General features: G+C 48.7%; 16 protein-coding genes. 8 read left to right on the top strand and 8 right to left on the bottom strand.

Annotated elements, in window-relative coordinates; all coding sequences use genetic code 11:
- Positions 1-19: 19 nt before the first annotated feature.
- Positions 20-2,788: a bifunctional diguanylate cyclase/phosphodiesterase gene (locus CZ379_RS01835; protein WP_110930041.1), complete on the bottom strand. Its 2,769-nt coding sequence runs from the start codon at positions 2,786-2,788 to the stop codon at positions 20-22.
- Between the two features lie 263 nt (positions 2,789-3,051).
- On the opposite strand from CZ379_RS01835, the gene CZ379_RS01830 reads away from it, so the two are divergent.
- Both CZ379_RS01830 and CZ379_RS01825 read left to right on the top strand, forming a co-directional pair.
- Positions 3,052-3,342, top strand: a complete 291-nt coding sequence (locus tag CZ379_RS01830; RefSeq protein ID WP_110930040.1) for an ArsR/SmtB family transcription factor — start codon at positions 3,052-3,054, stop codon at positions 3,340-3,342.
- Complete coding sequence (locus CZ379_RS01825) at positions 3,339-4,994, top strand: FAD-dependent oxidoreductase (RefSeq protein WP_110930039.1); 1,656 nt, start codon at positions 3,339-3,341, stop codon at positions 4,992-4,994. The genes CZ379_RS01830 and CZ379_RS01825 overlap by 4 nt, the downstream gene beginning before the upstream one ends.
- Positions 4,995-5,089: 95 nt before the next feature.
- On the opposite strand, the gene CZ379_RS01820 is transcribed toward CZ379_RS01825, so the two are convergent.
- Entirely contained in the window at positions 5,090-5,923 is an 834-nt protein-coding gene (locus CZ379_RS01820; RefSeq protein WP_110930038.1) for a formate/nitrite transporter family protein, read from the bottom strand.
- Positions 5,924-6,159: 236 nt separating this feature from the next.
- On the opposite strand from CZ379_RS01820, the gene CZ379_RS01815 reads away from it, so the two are divergent.
- Both CZ379_RS01815 and CZ379_RS01810 read left to right on the top strand, forming a co-directional pair.
- A complete protein-coding gene (locus CZ379_RS01815) occupies positions 6,160-6,312 on the top strand; it encodes a hypothetical protein (protein WP_199925404.1) in 153 nt (50 codons plus the stop codon).
- Between the two features lie 213 nt (positions 6,313-6,525).
- A complete protein-coding gene (locus tag CZ379_RS01810; protein WP_110930036.1) occupies positions 6,526-7,362 on the top strand; it encodes a hypothetical protein in 837 nt (278 codons plus the stop codon).
- Between the two features lie 89 nt (positions 7,363-7,451).
- On the opposite strand, the gene CZ379_RS01805 is transcribed toward CZ379_RS01810, so the two are convergent.
- The 6 genes from CZ379_RS01805 to CZ379_RS01780 form a co-directional block, all read right to left on the bottom strand.
- On the bottom strand, positions 7,452-9,050 hold the full coding sequence (locus tag CZ379_RS01805; RefSeq protein WP_110930035.1) for a response regulator: 1,599 nt from the start codon (positions 9,048-9,050) through the stop codon (positions 7,452-7,454).
- Positions 9,025-10,941: a cache domain-containing sensor histidine kinase gene (locus CZ379_RS01800; protein ID WP_110930034.1), complete on the bottom strand. Its 1,917-nt coding sequence runs from the start codon at positions 10,939-10,941 to the stop codon at positions 9,025-9,027. Before CZ379_RS01800 ends, CZ379_RS01805 begins: the two co-directional genes overlap by 26 nt.
- A 768-nt stretch (positions 10,942-11,709) precedes the next feature.
- Positions 11,710-13,383 carry an extracellular solute-binding protein gene (locus tag CZ379_RS01795; protein ID WP_407668594.1) on the bottom strand — a complete coding sequence of 558 codons (1,674 nt, stop codon included), beginning with the start codon at positions 13,381-13,383 and terminating at the stop codon, positions 11,710-11,712.
- A 128-nt stretch (positions 13,384-13,511) separates the two neighbouring features.
- Positions 13,512-14,399 carry a carbohydrate ABC transporter permease gene (locus CZ379_RS01790; RefSeq protein WP_110930032.1) on the bottom strand — a complete coding sequence of 296 codons (888 nt, stop codon included), beginning with the start codon at positions 14,397-14,399 and terminating at the stop codon, positions 13,512-13,514.
- Positions 14,400-14,417: 18 nt separating this feature from the next.
- Positions 14,418-15,353 (bottom strand): ABC transporter permease, encoded by a 936-nt coding sequence (locus CZ379_RS01785; RefSeq protein ID WP_234404810.1) that lies wholly within the window; start codon positions 15,351-15,353, stop codon positions 14,418-14,420.
- 274 nt (positions 15,354-15,627) lie between these two features.
- Positions 15,628-16,977: a glycoside hydrolase family 30 protein gene (locus tag CZ379_RS01780; protein ID WP_110930030.1), complete on the bottom strand. Its 1,350-nt coding sequence runs from the start codon at positions 16,975-16,977 to the stop codon at positions 15,628-15,630.
- A gap of 408 nt (positions 16,978-17,385) precedes the next feature.
- Here CZ379_RS01780 and CZ379_RS01775 point away from each other — a divergent pair, with 408 nt between their 5' ends.
- The 4 genes from CZ379_RS01775 (at position 17,386) to CZ379_RS01760 (ending at position 22,602) form a co-directional block, all read left to right on the top strand.
- Complete coding sequence (locus CZ379_RS01775; RefSeq protein ID WP_110930029.1) at positions 17,386-19,107, top strand: putative bifunctional diguanylate cyclase/phosphodiesterase; 1,722 nt, start codon at positions 17,386-17,388, stop codon at positions 19,105-19,107.
- Between the two features lie 230 nt (positions 19,108-19,337).
- Complete coding sequence (locus CZ379_RS01770; protein WP_199925403.1) at positions 19,338-20,714, top strand: efflux RND transporter periplasmic adaptor subunit; 1,377 nt, start codon at positions 19,338-19,340, stop codon at positions 20,712-20,714.
- The gene (locus tag CZ379_RS01765) at positions 20,714-21,433 is read left to right on the top strand and encodes an ABC transporter ATP-binding protein (protein ID WP_324616323.1); all 720 of its coding nucleotides are present in this window, start codon (positions 20,714-20,716) and stop codon (positions 21,431-21,433) included. Before CZ379_RS01770 ends, CZ379_RS01765 begins: the two co-directional genes overlap by 1 nt.
- Positions 21,430-22,602: an ABC transporter permease gene (locus tag CZ379_RS01760; RefSeq protein WP_199925402.1), complete on the top strand. Its 1,173-nt coding sequence runs from the start codon at positions 21,430-21,432 to the stop codon at positions 22,600-22,602. The genes CZ379_RS01765 and CZ379_RS01760 overlap by 4 nt, the downstream gene beginning before the upstream one ends.
- Positions 22,603-22,659 lie beyond the last annotated feature (57 nt).

The following is a 22,659-nucleotide window of genomic DNA, read 5'->3' as shown; positions in this document are numbered from 1 at the left end:
TAAGATGAAGTAAATTGATCTAGTACATGTTATACACTTTATTATTCCTGATCAGTGTCAGTGCTTCCTCCTCAGGCAAAGGCCTGCTTATGTAAAAACCTTGAATAAGATCATACTTGGACTGCTTGGCGTGCTCCAACTGTTTCACGGTTTCTACGCCTTCAGCCACGACGTTCAAGCCCATCCGCCTGCCAACCAGCACCATAGCTCGGGCGAGCGAACGTTCATCCCCTTGATCCGAAATTTGTGTCATAAACGATCGACTGACCTTCAGCGTAGTCAGCGGCAGCTGCTGTAGATAGCTAAGAGATATATATCCCGTGCCGAAATCGTCCAAAGCCAGATGAACCCCCGCAGCCTGCAGCTTCTCCAGCTTGCCGATCAATATTTCGGGAGATACCATCCCCAAAGATACGGATTCGGTAATTTCCAACTCCAAATGCTCGGGAGACAATCCCGTGTCCTTTAAGATTCGAAGCACCATATCGACAAAATCCTCCTGGACAAGCTGGACGATGGAAATGTTCACTGAAATCCTTAACTGACCATACGCTTCGAACTGCAATTTAGCCGCAAACCGACAGGACTCCGCCAGCACCCATTCCCCAATAGGGACGATTAATCTACTATCTTCAGCGATCCGGATGAAGGCCAGCGGCGAGAGCAGCCCCAGCTCGGAACTGTTCCAACGGATCAAGGCCTCAAAGCCCATAATTCGGCCTGTTCTACGGCTGATTTTGGGCTGATAATGCAATATGAATTCATTATTTTCAATGCCATGACGAAGCTGCGTTTCCAATTGAACCCGTTCGTTAAATGTCCTAAGAAACGCCGGATCGAACAATACATATTTACCTTTGCCCGCCTCCTTGGCATTATACATCGCTACATCCGCATTCCTCAAAATTTCCTCCATATTGCGGCCATCCTTCGGATAAAAGGAAATCCCCACGCTCACCGATACCTGTAAGTCACTTCCGTTCATTCGGAAGGGCTCTTTGAATCCCATAATCACTCTCTCTGCCGCAGCTATCGCTTCCGACTCATCTTGAATGCTGCGCATGAATACAACAAACTCATCGCCCCCAAGACGAAACAGCATCGCCCCTTTGCCGATCATGCTCGTCAGCCGCCGACTGGCCTCAATGAGCAATTGATCGCCAAAATTATGACCTAAAGTATCATTAACATACTTAAAATTATCGGTATCGACAAAAAATATTGCCGCCATCTCATTCGATGCAGCAAAATAGTTCTCCAACTCCTTCAGCATATATAACCGATTCGGCAAGCCGCTTAAAGTGTCATAATAGGCTAGTTGATGCAGCTTCTCCTGGGATCGCTTCAATTCATGAATATCCTCGTGCGTTCCAGCCATGCGATAGGCCCTTCCCCGTTTATCAAACAACACCTTGCCCCGGCCAAGGAACCAGCGGTATTCCCCATTCTTCACCCGCAGCCTGTATTCGCATTCAAACAGCTCCGTCTGTCCTTGCGTCGCAGCCTCCATCGCTTTCTGCACTTCACCGACATCCTCCGGATGAATGAGATTGTCCAAAATATCGCTGGAAACATGATCATCCTGCGTATAGCCCAACAGTTCGAACCAACGAGGAGAATAGAACCTCTTATTGCGGAGCAGATCCATTTCCCATATGCCCGCATTGGAAGCCTCAATTACAAGCCGGTGCTGCTCTTCATTTCGGCTAAGCATATCTTGGTTTTCCACCAGCTTCTCGTAATTTTCGAGCAATTGCCGCTGGGTTTTCTTCAGCTCTTCACAAGCTGCTTCCAACTCGCAGCAGCTCTCCTCCAGCTTCAGTTCATAGCGCTTTCGTTCCGTGATATCGATCATCGAGCCGGCAAACCTGACGACCTGCCCCTCGCCGTTTCTCCTCGTTATTCCCCGAGCCTGCATCCATAGATATCCCCCATCCTTCTTCCTAATTCTATACTCGCTCTCGTACACGGGCGTATATCCGTTCAAGCAGGCCTGTCGCGCCCGCTCCGTATCCGCCCAATCGTCGGGATGGATGAGTTCTTTTAATCCCATAACGGTCAAATCAAGCTCACAGCGATCATAGCCTAACAAATCGTATAACCGATCCGAGACAAAATAGGTTCCTATAGCCGGGTCTATATCCCAAATGACGGCTCCCGAGCCGCGAGTAGCCAGCCTGAATCTTTCCTCGCTGACTCGAAGCTTCTCCTGATTCACCACGAGCTCGTCGAATTGGCGCTGCATTTCTTCCTGCGTAGCCGTCAATGTCTCGTAGGTCGCCTCCAGCTCCTGATAACTGCTCTGCAGCTTGTCCTGAGACATCTTGCGTTCATGAATATCCAAACCAATCAGCACAATGCGGCTCGGTTCAGAATTACCGGAAGCTCCGCTGATCACCGATGTTCTAAATGAAAACGTCCTAAATCGCTCCTGGCTCTCAAAAAAAATCATTACTTCCTTATCATTTACAAATTTCTTCGCAAGCGCATCGTTCAACAGCGAGACGACTTCCTGCCAGCCGTTCTGCAGCACGGCGATTTCATCATACTTGCGGCCTATGATCTCGCTGCCCTTGACTCCGATCAGCCGTTCGCTGTAACTATTAAGCCTAACGATCGTCTTATCCAGTTTGACCGTCCAAATGCATAAATGGGCATGGTCAAAAATGTCATGAAGCAGCGCTTTTTCGGTCAGCATATTTTTTCTTGATTGATACATTAACACGAGCAAACAAATCATTCCGAGCGTTGTTATTCCGAGTAAAAACATCATGTGTATTCCTTGCACCCGGGCTCCTCCTTTTATGCTGCATAAAGTGTCTATTAACTACTACAAGGAGAGGAAATATAGTGGGAAAATTGAGCTGTAGTTATTATCCGAGTGGAGTTTCTCCCTATATTGTCTAATATTAACATATGATATCTGGAACAAGGAGTAATTTTTACCTATCCTTTTCTCTAGTTCCTGTGCGACTTATCACAGACTTGCAATTAATATTGTAATATTGTAATATTACGATATTATGATATTACCGATATCGGAGGTTCCTTATGGACAATAACTTCAATGCTTACGAAGAAGCTGCTGAAATGCTTAAAGCGCTGGCTCATCCCGTTCGCCTTTGCATCGTCCGCGGGCTGCTGAGGAATGGCCCTTGCAATGTCACTTACATGCAGGATTGTCTGGAAATCCCACAATCTACGGTCTCGCAACATCTCCAGAAGCTGAGAACGAGCGGAATCGTAAAGGCACAACGCCAAAGACATGAAATTCATTACACAATTGAGAATGAGATGGTTAAGCAGCTAATACTAACTATATTCAGGGAGGAATCATCATGAAGAGAAAAATTTTGATTGTTGGCGGTGTAGCGGGAGGCGCCTCCGCAGCCGCCCGGCTCCGTCGCCTGGATGAAGAGGCTCATATCGTGCTGTTCGAACGCGATCCGTACATTTCTTTTGCCAATTGCGGTCTGCCTTATTATATTGGCGATACGATCAAAGAGCGCTCGAAGCTGATTGTACAGACACCGGAAGCCATGCGTCAACGTTTCAATATCGATGTACGGACGGGGAGCGAGGTCATCTCCCTCGATCCGGCAGCGCGCACGGTGATGGTTCGCAGCGAGGAGCGCGGAGAATACGAGGAATCCTATGATGCCGTCATTCTATCGCCTGGAGCCAGACCCATCCGTCCTGCACTGCCAGGCATTGAGCACCCGCAAATCTTTACGCTGCGTAATATTCCGGACACCGATCGAATTAAAGAGCAGGTGACGGAGGCAGGTCGACGCTCTGCCATCGTCATCGGCGGTGGATTTATCGGTGTTGAAATGGCGGAGAATTTGCGGGAGATTGGTCTGGACGTCACCCTTGTGGAGGCTGGCCAGCAAATTCTAGCTCCATTTGACGGAGAAATGGCTAATATTTTGGCTAAAGAAATGGAGCAGCACGGCGTGAAGCTGCGCCTTGGCGATAGCGTCACTGCCTTCGAGGACGCAGAAGGCGAGGTAAAGGTCACGCTCGCCAGCGGCGCAGAAATCCAAGCAGGCCTCGTCATTTTGGCAATCGGCGTAGCCCCGGATACTCGCTTCCTGCAATCCAGCGGCATCGCTCTCGGCCCGAAAGGACATATCGTGGTTGATGAATATATGAAGACAAATCTGGAGAGCGTTTATGCCGTAGGCGATGCCACTCAAATTACCGATTTCGTGAGCGGCACACAAACGGCGGTTCCTCTCGCCGGCCCGGCTAATAAACAAGGAAGGATTGCTGCGGATAATATCTGCGGGCTGGGAACGACATATAAAGGAGCGCAAGGCACTTCCGTTATTAAAGTGTTCGATCTAACCGGAGCGTCTACCGGCAATAACGAGAAGACGCTGGAGCGCCTTGGCACGCCGTACCATGCCATATATGTGCATCCAAGCTCCCACGCCACCTATTATCCAGGCGCTTCGCCAATGACCATCAAGCTGTTGTTCAGCCCTGCAGGAGAGGTGCTCGGAGCCCAGGCTGTCGGCAAAGGCGGCGTAGACAAACGGCTCGATGTTCTAGCCTCGGCCATTCGCTTTAAAGGCAGCATCACGGATCTGACCGAGCTTGAGCTAACCTATGCACCTCCTTATTCTTCCGCGAAGGATCCGGTCAATATGGCGGGTTATGCAGCCGAGAACGTGCTGACCGGGAAAACGCATGTTTTTCTTCCGAGAGAACTGGAAGAGCGGGATACGGACAGCACCCAACTAGTCGATGTAAGAACAGCTGCCGAGCACGCGCGCGGGCATATTCCCGGCTCTATCAACATTCCCATCGATGAGCTGCGTCATCGTCTAGACGAGCTGGATGCAAGCAAGGAAATCTGGGTCTACTGCCAGGTTGGTCTTCGCGGATATACGGCATCGCGCATACTGAATCAAAATGACTTCCGTACCCGGAACCTGACGGGCGGCTTTGTGACTTATCAAATGCACCATTATAAACCAGGGCAGTAATGGTTCCTGCCACAAGTCGTCAGAAGACAAAATAAAACCGGCCGAATCCTCCGCCATCAGGGGGGTTCAGCCGGTTTCTTTTATTTTCTCAGCCATTACTTCTTCTTTTTAATGTCTTGCGCGCTATTCATCAACAGCTTCTCTTGATCCTCTGCGTCTAAATATGGTTTATTCACGTAGTAATACATGAAGCCCATAAATATAATGCCTCCGATCAAATTGCCAATCGTCACCGGAATCAAATTATGCAGCACGCCTGCGAATGAAATCGTACCTGGATGGTTCAACACGAGCGCAATCGCGAAGGTACACATATTGGCTATGCTATGCTCATATCCCGAAATAAAAAAGCAAAACACGAACAGCATCATCGCGAACATTTTTGCTCCATCGCCTTTTAAAGACATGGGGATAAAGAATGCGAGGCAAACTAGCCAGTTACATAGAATAGCCCGAAAGAACAATTCAGACGTGGACGTCGTCATTTTCTGTTCTACCACATTGAGCAAGAAACTATTTACCGAAGCATCCGTGAATAGCCCTGTCAAAAAGATCAGAAGCGCAAAAGCTGCAGCACCCAGAATATTTCCGGTGTAGCTGAGTACCCACAGCTTCACAGCTTCAATCCACTTTAATCGCTTCCTTAAAGCCGCATACGTATAATAGAACGTATTTCCGGTAAAAAGATCCCCGCCGCCGTATGCGATCAAAATAATAGCCGCACCAAACGTGATGGCTGCCATCGGATAAGTGAGCGGAGAATGCTCTAAATAGAAGAAGTTGCCCGTCTTAAAAGCAACGATGACTCCAAATCCGATAAACATGCTGGCGAGCATGGATCTTGCGATGTAATGGAGCGGGTTCTGCTTGAAGATATGGTGCTTCTTAAGAGCCAGCTCCTCCACTTTGTATAGCGATTCTGTTTCCATAGCGCCTCCCGAATAATGATATCTACTCATTGTCCATATATCCTGACCATTGTCAAGGCAATGACTGGATGACAGACAGATTCCTTTTTATATCATATAAACTTGCCAGCTTATTTACTTTTGTTGAACAATTGTGCATAATGAGAATAGAGTATATGATAATGATTATCATTATTGTTTTATCGGTATTTCATGATCACAATATGATTTATGCTAACATAAGGAGAGTAACGGATATGAATCTATCAGCACGCAAAGCGTCCCTTCAAGTCGATGATTACCTGGATTTGCTTAATCTCGCCGCACGGCTGGGCGACGTGAAGTGGCAGAAGGAGATTTTACGTAAGCTGGAGTATATGCGGCATACTGTCGCTGAGATGAATCACTAGAATCGCTCCTCCGGTATCTAATTATTAAATATTTGAGCGACGGTAGTAAGTGCTTGTTGACATTTACTGCCTGTATCGTGTATATTGGACAGAAATAATTTTTTAGAAACAGCTTACGACGGAAGCACCCGTAAGAGCAGGCGCCAGCGCCTATTCTTGCAGGTGCTTTTTTTGTCGTAATCATGATTCGGTGAAGAAGGAGATGAAGGTAGAATGGTATTACGCAGTAACAAAGTTTTGCGGTGTTTGATTTTGCTCATCGTTGGAGTGCTCATCCAGGGTTATATCGCTCCGTTGCCCCCAGCAGATGCCGCGATGGAATTCACTGATTCTGTGAAATCTTCCCTAGAGAAAACAGCGGAAGCTGCAGGCGGTAACACAAAGACCCGGCTAATTAAGCAATACAACGATCTTGCGGCTTTGCAGAAGCAGATGAATGCCCAGGATGCCAAAACCACGAGCCTACGGCTGAGCAATGAGACGCGGCTTACTGAAGTCCGTAAGCAGATCACGAATCTGGACGCCGACAAAGTCCTCAAGCTGGACAATCAAGCCAAGGCTGCAAGAAGCAAGCTGCAGCCGCTGCTCGACTTGCACAGCTCTTTGAACAAGCAAGCCGCAGCCGTTAAATCATTGAAAGACAAGAGCCTATACAAAACACTAAAACAAAAAGCCGATGCCATGAAACCAGCGATCGATCTTGCCCGTCTTCACATCCGTAACAGAGAGGCCGAGCTAAAGACGGCAAAAAGCGAAAAAACGAGAAAAGCGAAAGAGCTTCGAAGCGTATTATCCCAAATCGATGCTGTCAAAATTAAACTTAAAGCCGAGCGAAGCGCGATTAGCAGTAAGAACAAGAGCATAACTACCGAGTGGAAAAATTTTAAGACAGCTCTTAAAAACAAAGATGCCGGCCGAGCTGAAAATACGCTGAATCGGCTAAGCAATCTGTCAAAACAGGTTCTCACTCATAAGCAGAACATGTACAAGCATGAAGTTCAGATATCAGACATTATAAAAAAGGCCGCAGCCCGCTTACCCTCAAAATAGGCTCGATAAATCATCCGACGTACGACAATCGATGTATGTATACCGCAGCCTCTTATGCTATGCCAATGCTCTAACCTATCATTCGCATCTTACGCCTCACAATGCGGCTGATCCTGGCTAGCCAGCAGTTTCGTCCGGTACTCAAACGGGGATATCCCCTCCAATTCCTTAAACACGCGAGAGAATTGCTTCGTGTTCTCGAAGCCTACCGCTGTCCCGATATCCGCAAGTTTGAGCGTTTGGTCATGCATCAATTGCTTGGCCTTGCGGATTCTTGCCTTTTTCAAATACACTACGAAGCTCTCTCCAGTATAGGCTTTAAATGCCTCGCTAAAGTATGAATAATTCAATGACACGTGATTGCTGACGATCGCCATATTCAGGGAGCGGTGAAAATTATCTTCGATATAGGCTACCGCTTCCTTCATATCGCCGTGCTCGGAATGAGCGGAACGAATACCTTTGATATACTCATGCAGACTAAACAATAACTGCTCCAATGATCTGAAGTAATCGTGAAAGTGGCGGAATCTGCTCATCGTACCAACCTTGCGGTACAGCTTGAGCACCTCCACGGACGCCTCGCCATAAACGCGAAATACTTCGTCGAGCACCTGCTCATTAATCCGTTGGCTGATCCGTTCAATATAATGAATATCCAGCTCGGCCAACTGATCGCTGTGGAAAATAGCATGCAGCAAGGGGCTGATCTCCTTCTCCCGGTTCGTGCCAAGTATGTTGCCAAGCTTGCGAATGTCCTCCTCCGGTACGGCATACACCAGCCGTTGCTCTTGGATGTCTCGATATCTAATCAATTGTATTTGAGGATAAATAAAAGAATACTGCAAAGCTTGAAGCGCCTGGCTGTAGCATGTATGGATATCGTCAAGACGCTCCCCTTCCTCGCTTACTCCGAACAGCATGCCATTCAAGCCTTTGCTCTCCGCTATCCGAGCCAGTTCGGCAAATTTCTCGCCAGAGCTGCCGATGAGCACCACCCTGCCCTCGCGATCATGGAAAGTCGCGTTCAATACATGGCCATCCCCGCATTGAAGCAGTTGCTCCACGAGCGCCATCAATTCTCCGCGCTTCATCTCTTGGCCGTCCTCGTACTTATAAGATGCTACGGCTATAGTAAAAGGAAGCGCATAGCTCGAAAAATCAATTTCCCGCTCCAGCTCCTGCCGCTCCAGATCGGACAACTGCGTTTGCAGCACCAACTCCTGCAAACGGCTGGATTGCAGCTTCAAGCGGTAAGATTCGGCTCCGGCAATCACCCTGGCTACCTGGGAATGCTTGTTAAGCTCCGCTTCGCATTTGCGCAACGCCACAAACAGCTCATCCCGCCGAATCGGCTTCAGCAAATATTCCTTAGCCTGATATTTTATCGCCGCCCTCGCATATTCGAAGTCCTCATAGCCGCTCAGAATGATAATGTTCAGCTTGGGACGATGCTCCTCAGTTAAAGCTATATCACTCAGCTTCTCAATCAAGACAATGCCATCCATAACCGGCATGCGAATATCCGTAATAACGATATCAGCACCTTGGCTCCGATACATGGCAAGGGCTTCTTCCCCCTGGGTAGCTGTCATAATGGCATAGGTATCTGGAAATTCACGCTCAATCATCATTTTTAACCCTAACCGGATATTCTTCTCGTCATCCACGATCAACAGCTTTCTCAATGTCCATCCCCCCTCCTGTTAGCAGCACCTTCGGGATTTTCATGACAACCTCGGTAAATTGCCCCTGCACGCTAAAAACCTCCAGGCCATATGGTTTACCGTAATAGAGCAATATCCGTTCATGGACGTTCCTCAGTCCAATCCCTTCTGTCTTCTCCCCGCTCCGCTCAAAGCCTACCCGCTCCCTTTCCTGCAGTCCGGCGGCCACGATGCTGGCATTAATCCGGCTGACAAGGAGTTCATCAATGCCGATGCCATTATCAGCCACTGTGATGACTACTCCACTATCCTCCCAGTCCTTCACCGTAATCTTTATTTCCCGTTCCTGACTCCCCCCGTCGGGCCAAGAATATTTAACGCTATTCTCTACGAGTGGCTGCAGCGACATTTTCAGTACCTCCAGCTCCATAAAATAAGCCGGTATATCCAATGACAACACGACAGGTTCGTCAAAACGAATATTCATAATTTCGATATAGTTTTCGATATGGCGAATTTCATCCTTTAATTTTACATATTCGCCTGTCCATTTGAAGTTGTAGCGCATCATTCCGCCCAGAGAAGTCAGCACATCGGAAATCGTCCTCTGATTCTCGATCTCGGCGAGCATTTTAATGTTCTCCAGCGTGTTATACAGGAAATGCGAATCGATTTGGCTGTACAGCGTACGCAGCTCCGCTTCCTTCGTAATCGCCTGCTTTCGCACGCCCTGAGCGATCAGCTCGTTGATCGTCTGCAGCAATTTATTGAAGTGATGCGCCAGTTCTCCAACCTCTCCGCTTCCCTCAAGGCGCGGTGCCGTTGTGTTGAGTTCTCCCCTGCGCACTTTTTTCATGGCGTCCGTCAACCGCCTTAAGCCCTTTAGAATCATGGAGTTCAGGAAATACGTAATAATCGACAGCACGAGTATGAGAACAATGTTGGCCGCGATAATCTGCTTCTTCAATTGCGAAATATGGTTTAAGGGCTCCTCCATGGAAAGCACATTGATCAAATGTGCTCCGACCCGCTCCACCGGAGAGGCCGTGATCAAATACGAGCGATCATTAATCTTGAATTCGCTTGTTTCCTTGCCGCTCTGCTGCAGTAGGACGAATTGCCGGCGCACTTCCCCGATCATCGCCCCATTGTCCCCGGAAATGTTCCGACTCTCATCCATGAATAACGCGCCGCTGCGATCCATGATCATCATCTGGTATTCTACATCCCCGATGCCCGCGAACGTCTTTGGAGAGAATTCCTTGAGCAGCATATCGATGCTGATAAGGCCGACATGTCTGCCCCCCTTATTGATTTCCCGCAGCAGAGACACTTTCGGCTGGTCGGCACTCGGCTCCGACGTATAGCGCTTCATAATATCCCGATCGGTCTCCTGGAATACCCACATTTCCGTGCCGCCCAGAGCTTTCGCTTCGGCAAACCAGGCTTCATTCTCAATCCTCTTCTCCTGGAACACAATCGGCCATATTTCATGGATCAAAGGATTGTTACCGAAGAGTCGCCAATGCAGAATACTGGGATTATTGAATTGAATCCGGGTGAAATCGGCAAAAGTGCCCCGGGTGAGTTCCAGCAAATCGACAATGCCCGGCTCTTCATCCAGCATCAAATAATCCATTAGTTCCTGATCCAATAATGTAATTTGCGCAGCGGACTCCATCACCTCGATCTGCTTCTGGATATGGAACTTCTCCAGTTCCAGCATGAACTGGCTTTGCTTCAACGCATCTCGGGTATATGTCTTACTGATTTCATTGAAGAAATAGTTGGAAATAATGATGCTTGGAATTAAAATGATTACGATATACGCGGTGACAAGACGGCTCTGCATCGATCTGCGCTTGAGCCAGTAGATGATCGGCTGCCAAGCCGAAATCATGCGTTGCTTCATCCTTGGCACTTCCTGTTCTTCGCGAAAATACGCTAGTTATCTGTATCCCGTTCTTTAGTTCATCTTAATATAAGCTTTAGTGCTTGGCTATGTCGTACACAAGACACCTCACTAAGTTGCATATACCAAAATGCTATACTCCAAAATGCTTTACCCCAAGGCGCACATTCTCGCTGTCACAACTAAATGGATTTCGTGTATCTAATTACGTCCCAAGCAATGTTTAAGGAAATTAGATGGATTTTACGTATCTAAAATCAAGAATCCGCCCATGATTGGCAGTTTCCCTACTTCTAACGACATGAAATACATTTAAATCCACTTTCCTCTCTCTACCGCAAAAATAAACACTATAAATCCATTTGCATAAGTTCAATTATTAAAAAGCTATGGTGAAAGCACGTAAAATGTTTCTATGGTTCTCTGGTTCTGTGGTTCTATGTTTCCACGGTTCTACGTTACTGCAGTTCCGCAACTCTATTGTTCTACGGTTCTGCAGTTCTGCGCTTGAGCAGTCACTGTTGCCCCCAGATTCCTTGGATGATGTAGTTTCATAAAAAGGTAGAAATCCGCTTGCAAAGACGATTAAATGTAATCAAAGCCGAACAAAAGCGACAAAAGGCAATCAAAGCCGACCCACAAGACCACGCTCCCAAAGCAGCTTTGCACAAAAAGCTATAATACTTGAAAATACAGCCAAAGGGGCCCCCATTCGGCCAAGATCGACATGGGGTACCCCGTAGCAAAACAAGCTATTCAGCTATTCACCTATTCAATGAATTCAGCAAGTTTCTTCACGTTCTCTTCGAATTTCTGCTGTTTGTATTCCTGAACCTTGGCAAAGCCAAGCTCGTCACGCTTCTTCAAGTAAGCCTCCCAGATTTTATCAAACTCCTCATCCGATTTGGCCAGCAGCAGCTTAGGCAATACTTTGCCCCATTCCTGCAAAATTTTCGTGTTCATGATGCCTTCGTCGGAATTTCCGACCGGATCGATCTGGTCGTATTGCGAGAGGCTCACCGTCTTGCCTCGCGTCCAATCTTCCATTTGCTTGAACGGCTCGACCGCCGCCGGCGCCCAGGCTGGAGTCATGTTCGTATCCATCAGCATCCAGAACGTATGGGAAGCACCATACTTCTTATCGAACGCGCTGCGGTCGCTGTTCAGCAATTCCTCAACTTCCGGCAGGAACTGATCCTTGCCATCGATCGTATCCCAAGTTACGCCCTGCTCCCCCAGGAACGTATCCCGCTGGCCTTCTTCCGAAATCATGTAGTCGAGGAAACGGATAGCGCGGGCTTTGTCCTTCACATTCTTGGAAATCAAGGTGACCGTCCAGCCGGAAATCGATGGCCCCGCCAGCGTCGGCTGATCCAGGTTGGAGTTCGCCGGGCCGTCTACTGCAATATATATGGAGTCCGGATTTTCAGCATACAATGCGTTTTGCTGGGCCGCTAAATCTGATCTCGCGTACAGCATTGCAAAGTAACGACCTTGAGCAATCTTCTCCTCCATTTGCGGACGCTTATCGATGAAGACATCCTTAGCCAGCAGTCCCATTTCATTGGCTTTGCGCATCGTCTTCAGCCAGTTCACGTAATCGGGATCTGTGAATCTGTCATTCAGCTTTCCGTCCTTCTCATGAGGCACCGCCAGGAAATTCTGAATGTAATGCTCAAAAGACGCGTTGCCCTTCTCGTGGAAGTCGTACATGCCCAGCGGAATTAGCGGCTGCCCATTTACGTCCGGGAACATTTTCTTGGCATCGTCAAGCGCTTTCAGGAAACCCTCCGGCGTCCGCATATCCGGGCTGCCCAGCGCTTCATACATATCCTTGCGCACCAGGAACGTCTGCGTCGAGGTCAGGTTGTCTCCAAATTTCTTATAGTCCTCAGGCGAGGAGGACGAGTTCGGATATCCGTAAATATTGCCGTCGTCTTGCGTGTACCACGATACCTTCGCCGGATCGGTCACCTTATAGAAATAAGGATCATATTGGTCAGCAAGCTCATTGAGCGGCAGCACCAGGCCGCCCTCGATCATTTGCTTGACAGCATCTTCATACCAGCCCAGCGTAATGAGATCCGGAAGATTGCCGGAGGCGATCATCGTATTCATCTTCTCCGCCTCGTTGCCCGCAGGGACGATGAAATTCACGTTAACCCCCGTTTTCTCCGTGACGTATTGGCTCGTAATGTCTACGCCCCACTTGTTCGGGAACCAAGAAAAGTTAATATACCAGTCAAACGTAATCGGCGATGTATCTACCTTCCAGCCAGGATCATTCTCCGTCAATTTCACTTCCACGGCCGGCTGCTCCGCACCCTGCTGCTGTGCCCCATTCTCGTTCTTGCTTCCTCCTCCGCTGGAGCAGGCTGTCGACAAAACTAGCAGCAGCGCGCACAGAAGCATTGCAAAACTCTTTGTCTTAGGCTTCGCCATCATGTAAGATTACCCCTTTTCTTCTTTGAAATAAAAGTATAATATGACTCTCGCTAATGCGGATCGCTAAAGTTAGCAAGAGGAACTACCGTCTGGAAACGGAAGGCGGCTTCCTTCCGTCTTCTGCCTTACCCTTTGATCGAGCCGATCATCATTCCCTTGACGAAGTAGCGCTGCAGGAATGGATAGACGAAGACGATCGGCATGGTGGTCACGACCATCGTCGCCAGCTTGATCGATTGCGAGGTGACCGTTTTGCCGACGCCGCCAGGGATCTGGGCCACCATCTGATTCGAGCTCGACTGGGCCACGACCCGGTATAAATAGGTCTGGATCGGCTGCAAATCCATATTGTTCATGTAAATGACCCCGGTGAAGTAGTCATTCCATTGATACACACCGTGAAACAGCGAGATCGTGGCGATCACCGGCATCGACACCGGGATGATGATTCTGACGAAGATCGACCAATCATTGGCTCCATCAATTTCCGCCGCCTCCTCTAGACCGTCTGGAATTTCCCGAAAGAAGGTCATGAAGATGATAAGATCAAAGAAGCTGAACATCACCGGAATAATATATACTAGGAAATTGTCCAGCAGGTGTAAATCCTTCATCAACAGGTAGGTAGGTATCAATCCCCCGCCAAAGAACAGCGTGACCGTACCGATAAAAATATAAATCCTGCCCCCGATCAACTCCCGCCTGGAGAAAGCGTAAGCGACCATGGCCGTGAAGAATACGTGAAGGATCGTTCCCAGCAATGTCTTGGCGACCGTGACGCCCATAGCCAGCATGATGCCGGGATTTCTAAAGACTCCCATATAGTTTTCAAAGCTGAATACCCTGGGCCACCAATAGATTCCGCCGCGCATGCCGTCCACGCCTTCGTTCAACGAATTTACGATGACGTACCAGATCGGGTATAAGGTCACAAAACATATCAGCAGCATACCAATATTATTCAACAGGTCGAAGAGGGCTTCTCCCTTGGTCTTTCGATTGAGACTCAACATGTCCGCTCGGCTCCTTCTCTAGAAGAGTGATGTATTATTCAGCTTCTTGGTTACGCTGTTCGCGATTAGCAGCAGGATCAGGGCAATCACCGATTTGAACAGACCAACCGCAGTGGAGTAGGAAAAGCGCCCGGACAGCATGCCTGTCTGGTACACATAAATATCGATGACATTGCTGGCGCTCTCGTTCAGAGCGTTGCGCAGCACAAGAATTTGATCAAAATTGGAATTCAGCACGCCGCTGACGGCCAAAATGAATAGGATTGAAATCGTCCCCTTGATCGATGGCAGCGTAACGTACCACATTTTCTGAAACCTTCCTGCCCCGTCAATCGTCGCGGCTTCGTACAAATCAGGCGATACGCTGGAGATTGCGGCCAAGTAAATGATCGCCGACCATCCCAGCTCCTTCCAGATATCCGACGTAATAATGATTCCCCAGAAGTAATCCGGCTCAGCAAGATACGATATCGGCTCTTGGATCAGGTTCAGCGCTAATAAAATATTGTTGATGATCCCGACGTCCGCCAGCCATGTTGTCAATATCCCGCCCAGAACGACCCAGGACAAGAAATGCGGCAAATAAGATATGGTCTGAATCGCCTTCTTGAACCGAAGCGAACGTATTTCATTCAGGAATAAGGCGAAGATAATCGGCAGCGGAAAGCCAACGATCAGTTTGATCAAGCTGATGCCCAAAGTGTTCTTCATGACGTTTATGAAATTATCGTCCTCGAAGAATGCTTTGAAGTGCTCGAGACCTACCCAAGGCGCCTCAGCGATGGACTTAATGATTCTGTAATCTTTAAAAGCGATAATGATCCCGTACATCGGTACGTAGTTGAAAAGAATGATCCAGGCGATGCCCAGCAGAGCCATGATTTGAATATGCCGCTGCCTGTACATCTTCCTCAGCCAGTGGCGGCGAGGCGGCTCTGGACGCATATTCTCCATCTTTGACAATGCGGATGACTCGGCACTGTGCTCTAGTTCCATAGTTTGACCTCCAAGGTGTTCGTTTCTGTCTTTGCTGATCCATGCTAGCTTTTGTGATGAAAGCATTTTCATGTGTTTGAATCTAATTGTACGATCTATCCTCATAGGCCGTAAGGCTTCAGATTTCGTATTGGGGGTCAGAAATTTCGGTCAATGCGAACAAATCCCTCTCACGATTACGTGCCTGATCATCGTCAAGGCACCGTGAAGAGGGATTTCGGATAATTTCTATTTATGCTCTATGATCAATAACATAAGTAATAATCGAATGAGGCTCAAGCTTAACCTCCAGCACCTCGCTCCCCATTCCCAAGGTCAAGCTGCACCGCTCCCCGCTTTCATTCATGATCACGACGACAAGCGTTCCGTCCGGGTTAGCAAATGCGGTAGAGAGTACATCTTCTGTCTGCGATTTCAAGCCAATGCGCACGGCTCCCGGAGCTATATACTTGCTGAAATGGCCAATATAGTAGTAAGAACTGTTATAATGCAGCGTATCCGTGACCGTATCAGCTATGATCGGCGCATCGCATAAATTGTTTACGTGATTTGGCCCGCCTGTCTCATCGAGCACGATATTCCAATCCAGATACCCTTCTGTCCAATTGTTCAAATCACCGATCATGTTCCGTCCATAGCGTTCGCCAGTAAACCATTCTCCCAGCTTCACTCCGCCCTCCTGACAGCCTTCCGTAAAGAGCAGGCCTTTGTCCGGAAATAGCTCATGCACCTTGCCTACATTGGCGAAGTCTTCACTGACATACCAATGAAACCCTGTTCCCCAGACATACTTGGCCGCTTCCGGATCGGACAACACAACGCTGGCGCGTTCCACCATAATATCGCGGTTATGATCCCAGATCAGAATATTCACGTCCTCCATGCCCGCATCATGCATCACGGGGCCCAAATATTCCTTAATGAAATCTCGTTCCTCCTCTGCACTATAGATGCAAGAATCCCAGGTTTGAACCGCCGCAGGCTCATTCTGAACCGTAATCCCCCAAATCGGTACGCCTTCGCTACGATAAGCTTCGATAAATTTCGTATAATAACGCGCCCATACCTCGCGGTATTCCGGCTTCAGCGCTCCGCCGTGATTCATATTTCCGTTCGTTTTCATCCAGGCCGGCGGGCTCCAAGGCGAAGCCAGCATCATAATGTCTCCCTTTCTGGTTCGAGCAGCATCCTTAATTAAAGGAAGCACCCACTTTCGATCCCTGGAAATATCGAATGTTCTCAGTTCGGTATCGTTATCCTCCACATACGTGTAGTTCTCAAGGGCAAAGTCACAGCTATGAATGTGCACGCGACCGATCGTATAACCGATTCCATCCTCTGGATCATAGTAGCTGCGAATAACCTCCTCCCGTTTTTCCGGGCTCATAAGGGACAACGTATAAGCAGCCGCTTCAGTAAAAGCCCCCCCGAACCCAAGTATTTGCTGGTAACGGACATCCGGCTGAAGCTCCAAATCCGCAATTTGCCCCTGTTCTTTGAGCCGGAAGGAAATCCTGCCCCGTTCACTAAGACGATCATTCGTTTGTTTTGCAGTCACTATGCATTTTGCTTGTCTGGTCATGCTCTTAACCACTCCTTGTACATTGTTATGGAAGAAAAGCGCGTACTTCAGGGATAGGGGGCCCTTTCGTATGCGCTTTCACTTCACTGTCCAGACTTTCCCCTGCATTGTAAAATGAACCTCTTGGACGGGTCAAACCAATACAAAATTTAGTGACCTCATACAAAATTCCAGACTACTTAACAGTCATGAATTACCCAATTTCACTCTGGAATTACCCAATTCTTCGCTCATCTCTGAAGAGATTGCGATAATTCGACAAAAATCTCCACTTTTCCTGAATTTCTTATACCCTATCCATTGATTTCCTGCACAGTCCGCAATATGATATTTTTAAAGGCATAATCCAATATGCTCATACCATAAGTCCTACATAAATTCGCGGTTCAACTTGAGGGGGCTAATATTTTGAGTCATTCCGGTATCGAATCAATTATCGATTCGGCCACACTGCTGCGATCCATTGATAAGATGGGGATCGGTTTAGCTATTACCGATCCTAATTTGAAGGATAACCCACTCGTCTATGTCAACCAGGGCTTTGAATTGATTACCGGATACACTCGCGAAGAGGTTCTCATGCGCAATAGCCGGTTTCTGCAAGGCGAGGAGACGGACGATGGCCATTTGGAAGTTATCCGCCAAGCGATCAAGGAAGGTCGAACTGATAGCGTTACGATTAAAAACTACAAAAAAGATGGAAGCACATTCTGGAACCAGTTTATTATTTCCCCTGTCGTGAACTCAGATGGCGAGCCGACCTATTTCATTGGCCTACAGTTCGATGTGACCAAGGAGATGGAAGAGCGGGATGCCTCCGAGCAAAAAATTAAACTGCTCTCCAATTTCGATCCTCTCACTGGACTTCTGAACAACAACGGCTTTCGGGAAGCGATGAAGAGGGCCTTTCAGGAAACGGAAACGAAAACCCACACGGCGGCTGTCATTCGCTTGAATCTGAACCGCTTTCGGTACATCAATGAGAGCTATGGGGAAAGCACCGGCAACGAGCTGCTTAAAGAAGTGGCATTAAGGCTCAAAGCGACCTTAAAAGAAGGTACGCCGATTTGCCGCAGCTTCGCAGATGACTTTATCGTTCTGCTATCCGGTATTGCCAACCCGCTGAGAGTTCACGAGATCGCTAATGAGCTGAATGATGCCTTGAGAAGGCCTTATGTTTTAACCGATGAGGAAATAACGCTTGGATTTGCGATGGGCATCAGCCTCTATCCGGATGACGGCTCTGAATCGGCAATCCTGCTCAAACATGCCGAGCTCGCGATGAAGGAAGCGAAAATAGAAGTGCTCAACGGCCCGCATTATTTCGATTATTATTTGTTGGATAAGCTGCTGGAACGGGTCAACATTGAGAAAAAACTGCCGCGAGCGCTTGCTGAAGGAGAGTTCGAGCTGCATTATCAGCCGAAAATCGATGCCGCTACCCGGACGCTTACCGGACTGGAGGCGTTAATTCGCTGGAATGATCCCGAGCTGGGACGCATTTCGCCTGCTTCGTTTATTCCAATCGCCGAGGATACCGGATTTATCGTGCAGTTGGGGGAATGGGTGCTCTGGGAAGCTTGCCGCACGAATAAGAAGTGGCAGGATGCCGGATATGCAAAGCTGCCCATTTCAGTAAACGTCTCTGCCGTTCAGTTCAGGCATCCCCACTTTGTTCATATGGTTAAACATGTGCTGGAGCAGACGGGGCTTGCTCCGGAATATTTGGAGCTTGAGCTTACGGAATCTCTTATTAACAACCCGGTAATGATCAAGGAAAAGCTTGATTCCTTAAAGGAACGGGGCATTAGCTTGTCTCTGGACGACTTCGGCACGGGCTATTCCTCCATTTACTATTTGAAGACACTGCCTTTACATGTACTAAAAATCGACCGAACATTTATTCAGGAAACACCGTCCTCCCAGCGGGACAGCTCTCTGCTCCGCTCGATTATCGAACTGGGCAAATCTTTAGGTATGACCGTATTGGCGGAAGGCGTCGAAACCGAAGAGCAATTCAAATTCCTGCAGGAAATTGGATGTGATCAAATCCAGGGCTTCTACTACAGCCGTCCGTTGGAAGAACAGGCGATCGAACAGCTGCTGAGGTCAACTTGCGGCAGCGATTAATTCACGCATGAATCAAAATAGCAAATAAATGCCCAAAAGGGCTTAAGACGGCTTATTGCGAACCGAGGCTTCATCGGTTTCGGCGATAGGCCTTTTTGCTGCTTCCGTAGATACTTTCAGCAATCTTTCAGTTTGATTTAAGGTTTGTTTCATTCTCCCAATTTAAACTAATATATAAGCTCTCCTACGATTGTACATACATAATTATGATAGAAAGTTGGAATAGTCTCATGAAGAAAAAATGGCTTTGGCTCGGATCGGGAATTATTGCTGTCCTCTTAATGGCAGTCGTTTTCTACATAGCTACAGCTCATAATCAGCGAGCCGAGCAACCAGCAATGGAGCAGAACACAACGCAAGCAGCCAAAGGAGATATCCTTGTCAGCGTCTCGGGAGCTGGAAGTGTCATTACCACGGAAAGTGAAACGGTGCGCACCAAGGATGAAGGCATCGTCGACGAAGTCAAAGTCAAAGCTGGGGATGTCGTCGCCAAGGGACAGGTGCTTCTTACCTTTGAAGCCGATGATTTAAGCGACAGTATCGCCGCCAAAGAATCCTCCCTGGAAACCGAGCAGCTGAATTTGGAGGAATTGCAGGAGAAATTCAAGCGCGAAGTCCACGAAGGAGGAAGCGAAGACTCTCTCGCATCTATCAAATTGTCTATTACCAAACAGGAGAAGAGCATCCAAAACATTGTGGATGAGATAGCTTCCTTGAAAGAAGATATGATCGCCCCAGACCCGCTAACGGCTCCGATCGACGGGACGGTGACCACGATTAATATTTCATCCGGCGAACGTGCAAAAGAAGGAAACGAGCTCTTTACGATTATGGACTATAAAACATTAAGCGCTATGGTCAGCATCGACGAACTGGATATCCCCAAGGTGCAGATCGGAATGCGGGCAGAGGTTACGCTGGATGCGATCCCTGATCAAGTCTTTACAGCCCTTGTTGCCGATATCGCCAACGAAGGCAAGGCCTCTGGGGGAGTATCTCTGTTTGATGTTACGGTGAAATTAGACGAGCCTGAAAGCATTCGCGCAGGCATGTCGGCAGAGGTAACCATTATACTTGAGGAGAAAAAAGACGTGCTGACCCTGCCTATCGAGGCTGTGCAGCAAATGGGAGAAGATTATATGGTGCTTCTCCCCGCCAAGGCTTCCTCCAGCACGGAGGCTTCTGCAGGGGAGGCTCCTGCAGGCAATGAACGGAATAGGCCATCTCCGAATGCTTCAGCATCTGAATCTGGATCGGCACCTGGATCGGCACCTGAATCAGGGCGCGAAGCTCGTGGCGGAAGTACAGCCGCAAGTCAAATGCAAAAGGTTGAGGTCGGTGTACACGATGAAACAAGCATTGAGATTATAAGCGGACTGCAGGAGGGCGATGAGGTTGTCATCCCGACGATCCGAAGAGCCTCTTCCTCCAATACTCAAGGCGAACAGCGCATGATGCCCGGAGGCGGCATGTCAGGGAGCGGCATGTCCGGCGGTGGTTTTAGCGGGGGTAGCGGAGGTATGGGCGGTGTGTCTGGAGGCATGCCGAGCGGCGGAGGAATGTCCGGCGGAGAAGCTTCGCGCGGCAGCGGCGGAGGCGGTTTCTAATGATGACAACCAAGCCATCGCCGAACTCATCGAAGCCGTTAATCCAAGTCAATGACCTTGGCCATGGCTACGTCATGGCTGGAGAAATGATGCCCGTGCTGCAAAATATTACTTTTACCATCCATCACGGAGAATTTGTTGCAATTATCGGGCCCTCCGGCTCGGGAAAATCGACTCTGATGAATATGCTTGGCTGCCTCGACGTGGCTAATGAAGGGAGTTACTGGCTGGATGGGCAGGATGTCCGCAAGCTGTCCGACAATAAGTTGGCGCAAATTCGCAATGAAAAAATAGGCTTCATCTTCCAGCAGTATAATCTGCTTCCCAAATTATCCGCCTTCGAAAACGTCGAGCTGCCCCTCATCTACCGCAACGTTCCGCATAAAGAACGGCGGCGGGCCGCTGCGGAATCGCTGCGTTTGGTCGGGTTGGAGGATCGCATGCATAACCGCCCCTCAGCACTGTCCGGGGGCCAGCAGCAGCGCGTAGCGATCGCCCGCGCCATTGCAGGCAATCCGCCAATGCTCTTGGCGGACGAGCCGACAGGTGCGCTCGACAGCAAGACGGGCGCGGAAGTCATGGCCCAAATGCAGGAGCTGAACCAGCGGGGCCATACGATTATTATCATTACTCACGACCTGAACATAGCCGAACAGGCCAAGCGAATCATCCGGATCATGGACGGCAAAATTGTCGAAGATCGGGGGACTGTGGTTTGAACATTTACCAATGCATCAGGATGGCCTTTAAGAGCATTGTCGGCAATAAAACACGCTCATTCCTGACCATGCTCGGCATTATTATCGGTGTTTCCTCCGTGATCACCCTGGTCTCGGTTGGTCAGGGCACGACGTCCTCCATCACCGAACAGCTTCAGGGGCTGGGTACCGATCTGCTCACCGTTAATATCATGGGCCGGGGAGCCGCTACCTCGCTCAGCTATGATGAAGCTATGGCTCTGAACGAGATCAGCGGGGTACAAGCCGTCTCCCCCATAATTACAGGGAATGTCACCGTGAAGAAAGGAACTGTTAACGATTCCTATTCCGTAGAAGGCATTACGCCAGCTTATGAAGAAGTGAACAATTTCCACATCCAGTCAGGAAGGTATATTCTGGATATCGATAATGAATACCGCATGAAGGTTGCATTAATCGGCTCCGAGGTAGCCAGCGATTTTTTTGGAAATAAAGATCCGGTCGGGGAGACATTGCAATTAAACGGGATAAGCTTCAAAATCGTCGGCATGCTGGAGACAATCGGCACCAGCGCGACAGGCTCAAATGATGATAAAATTCTTATTCCGATTACCACCGCCGAGCGCTTCTTGCAAAGCCGGGGGATTCGCTCTATTACTGTGCAAGCAGCCTCGACAGATCTCGTCCAAAGTACGCAAGCCCGGTTGGAAGCCTGGCTGGATGAGAAGTTTCTGAACGCCGACAATGCATACAGCATCTTTAACGCTCAAGAGATGATGGACACGCTGAATTCGACCACACAAATGCTCTCGTTGGCTCTGGGCGGGATTGCCGGTATTTCTCTTCTGGTCGGCGGCATCGGCATTATGAATATTATGCTCGTGTCCGTCAGTGAAAGAACACGGGAAATCGGCGTGCGTAAAGCGATTGGTGCCAAAAAAAGGGATATATTGCTGCAGTTCCTGGTGGAATCCACTGCGCTAAGCGGCTTTGGCGGCCTGATCGGCGTCGCGCTCGGCTTCGGAGCCAGCGCTTTAATCGCCGGCATGTCCACCTTAAATACCGAGGTCTCTATGTCCATAGTAATTATTTCATTCAGCTTCTCGTTATTCATCGGTATTGTATTTGGTGTGATACCAGCCAATAAGGCAGCCAAGCTGCGACCGATTTACGCTTTGCGTACGGATTAAACAGCTTCGGACGCGGTTGCCCCTTAACAACGCTTCCGCATAGCTGCAGCTATTTTA

The organism is Paenibacillus bouchesdurhonensis, assembly GCF_900155685.1.
GTDB classification, from domain to species: domain Bacteria; phylum Bacillota; class Bacilli; order Paenibacillales; family Paenibacillaceae; genus Fontibacillus; species Fontibacillus bouchesdurhonensis.
The sequence above is the reverse complement of the archived record's forward strand: the minus strand, read 5'-3'. Positions and strand labels throughout refer to the sequence as shown.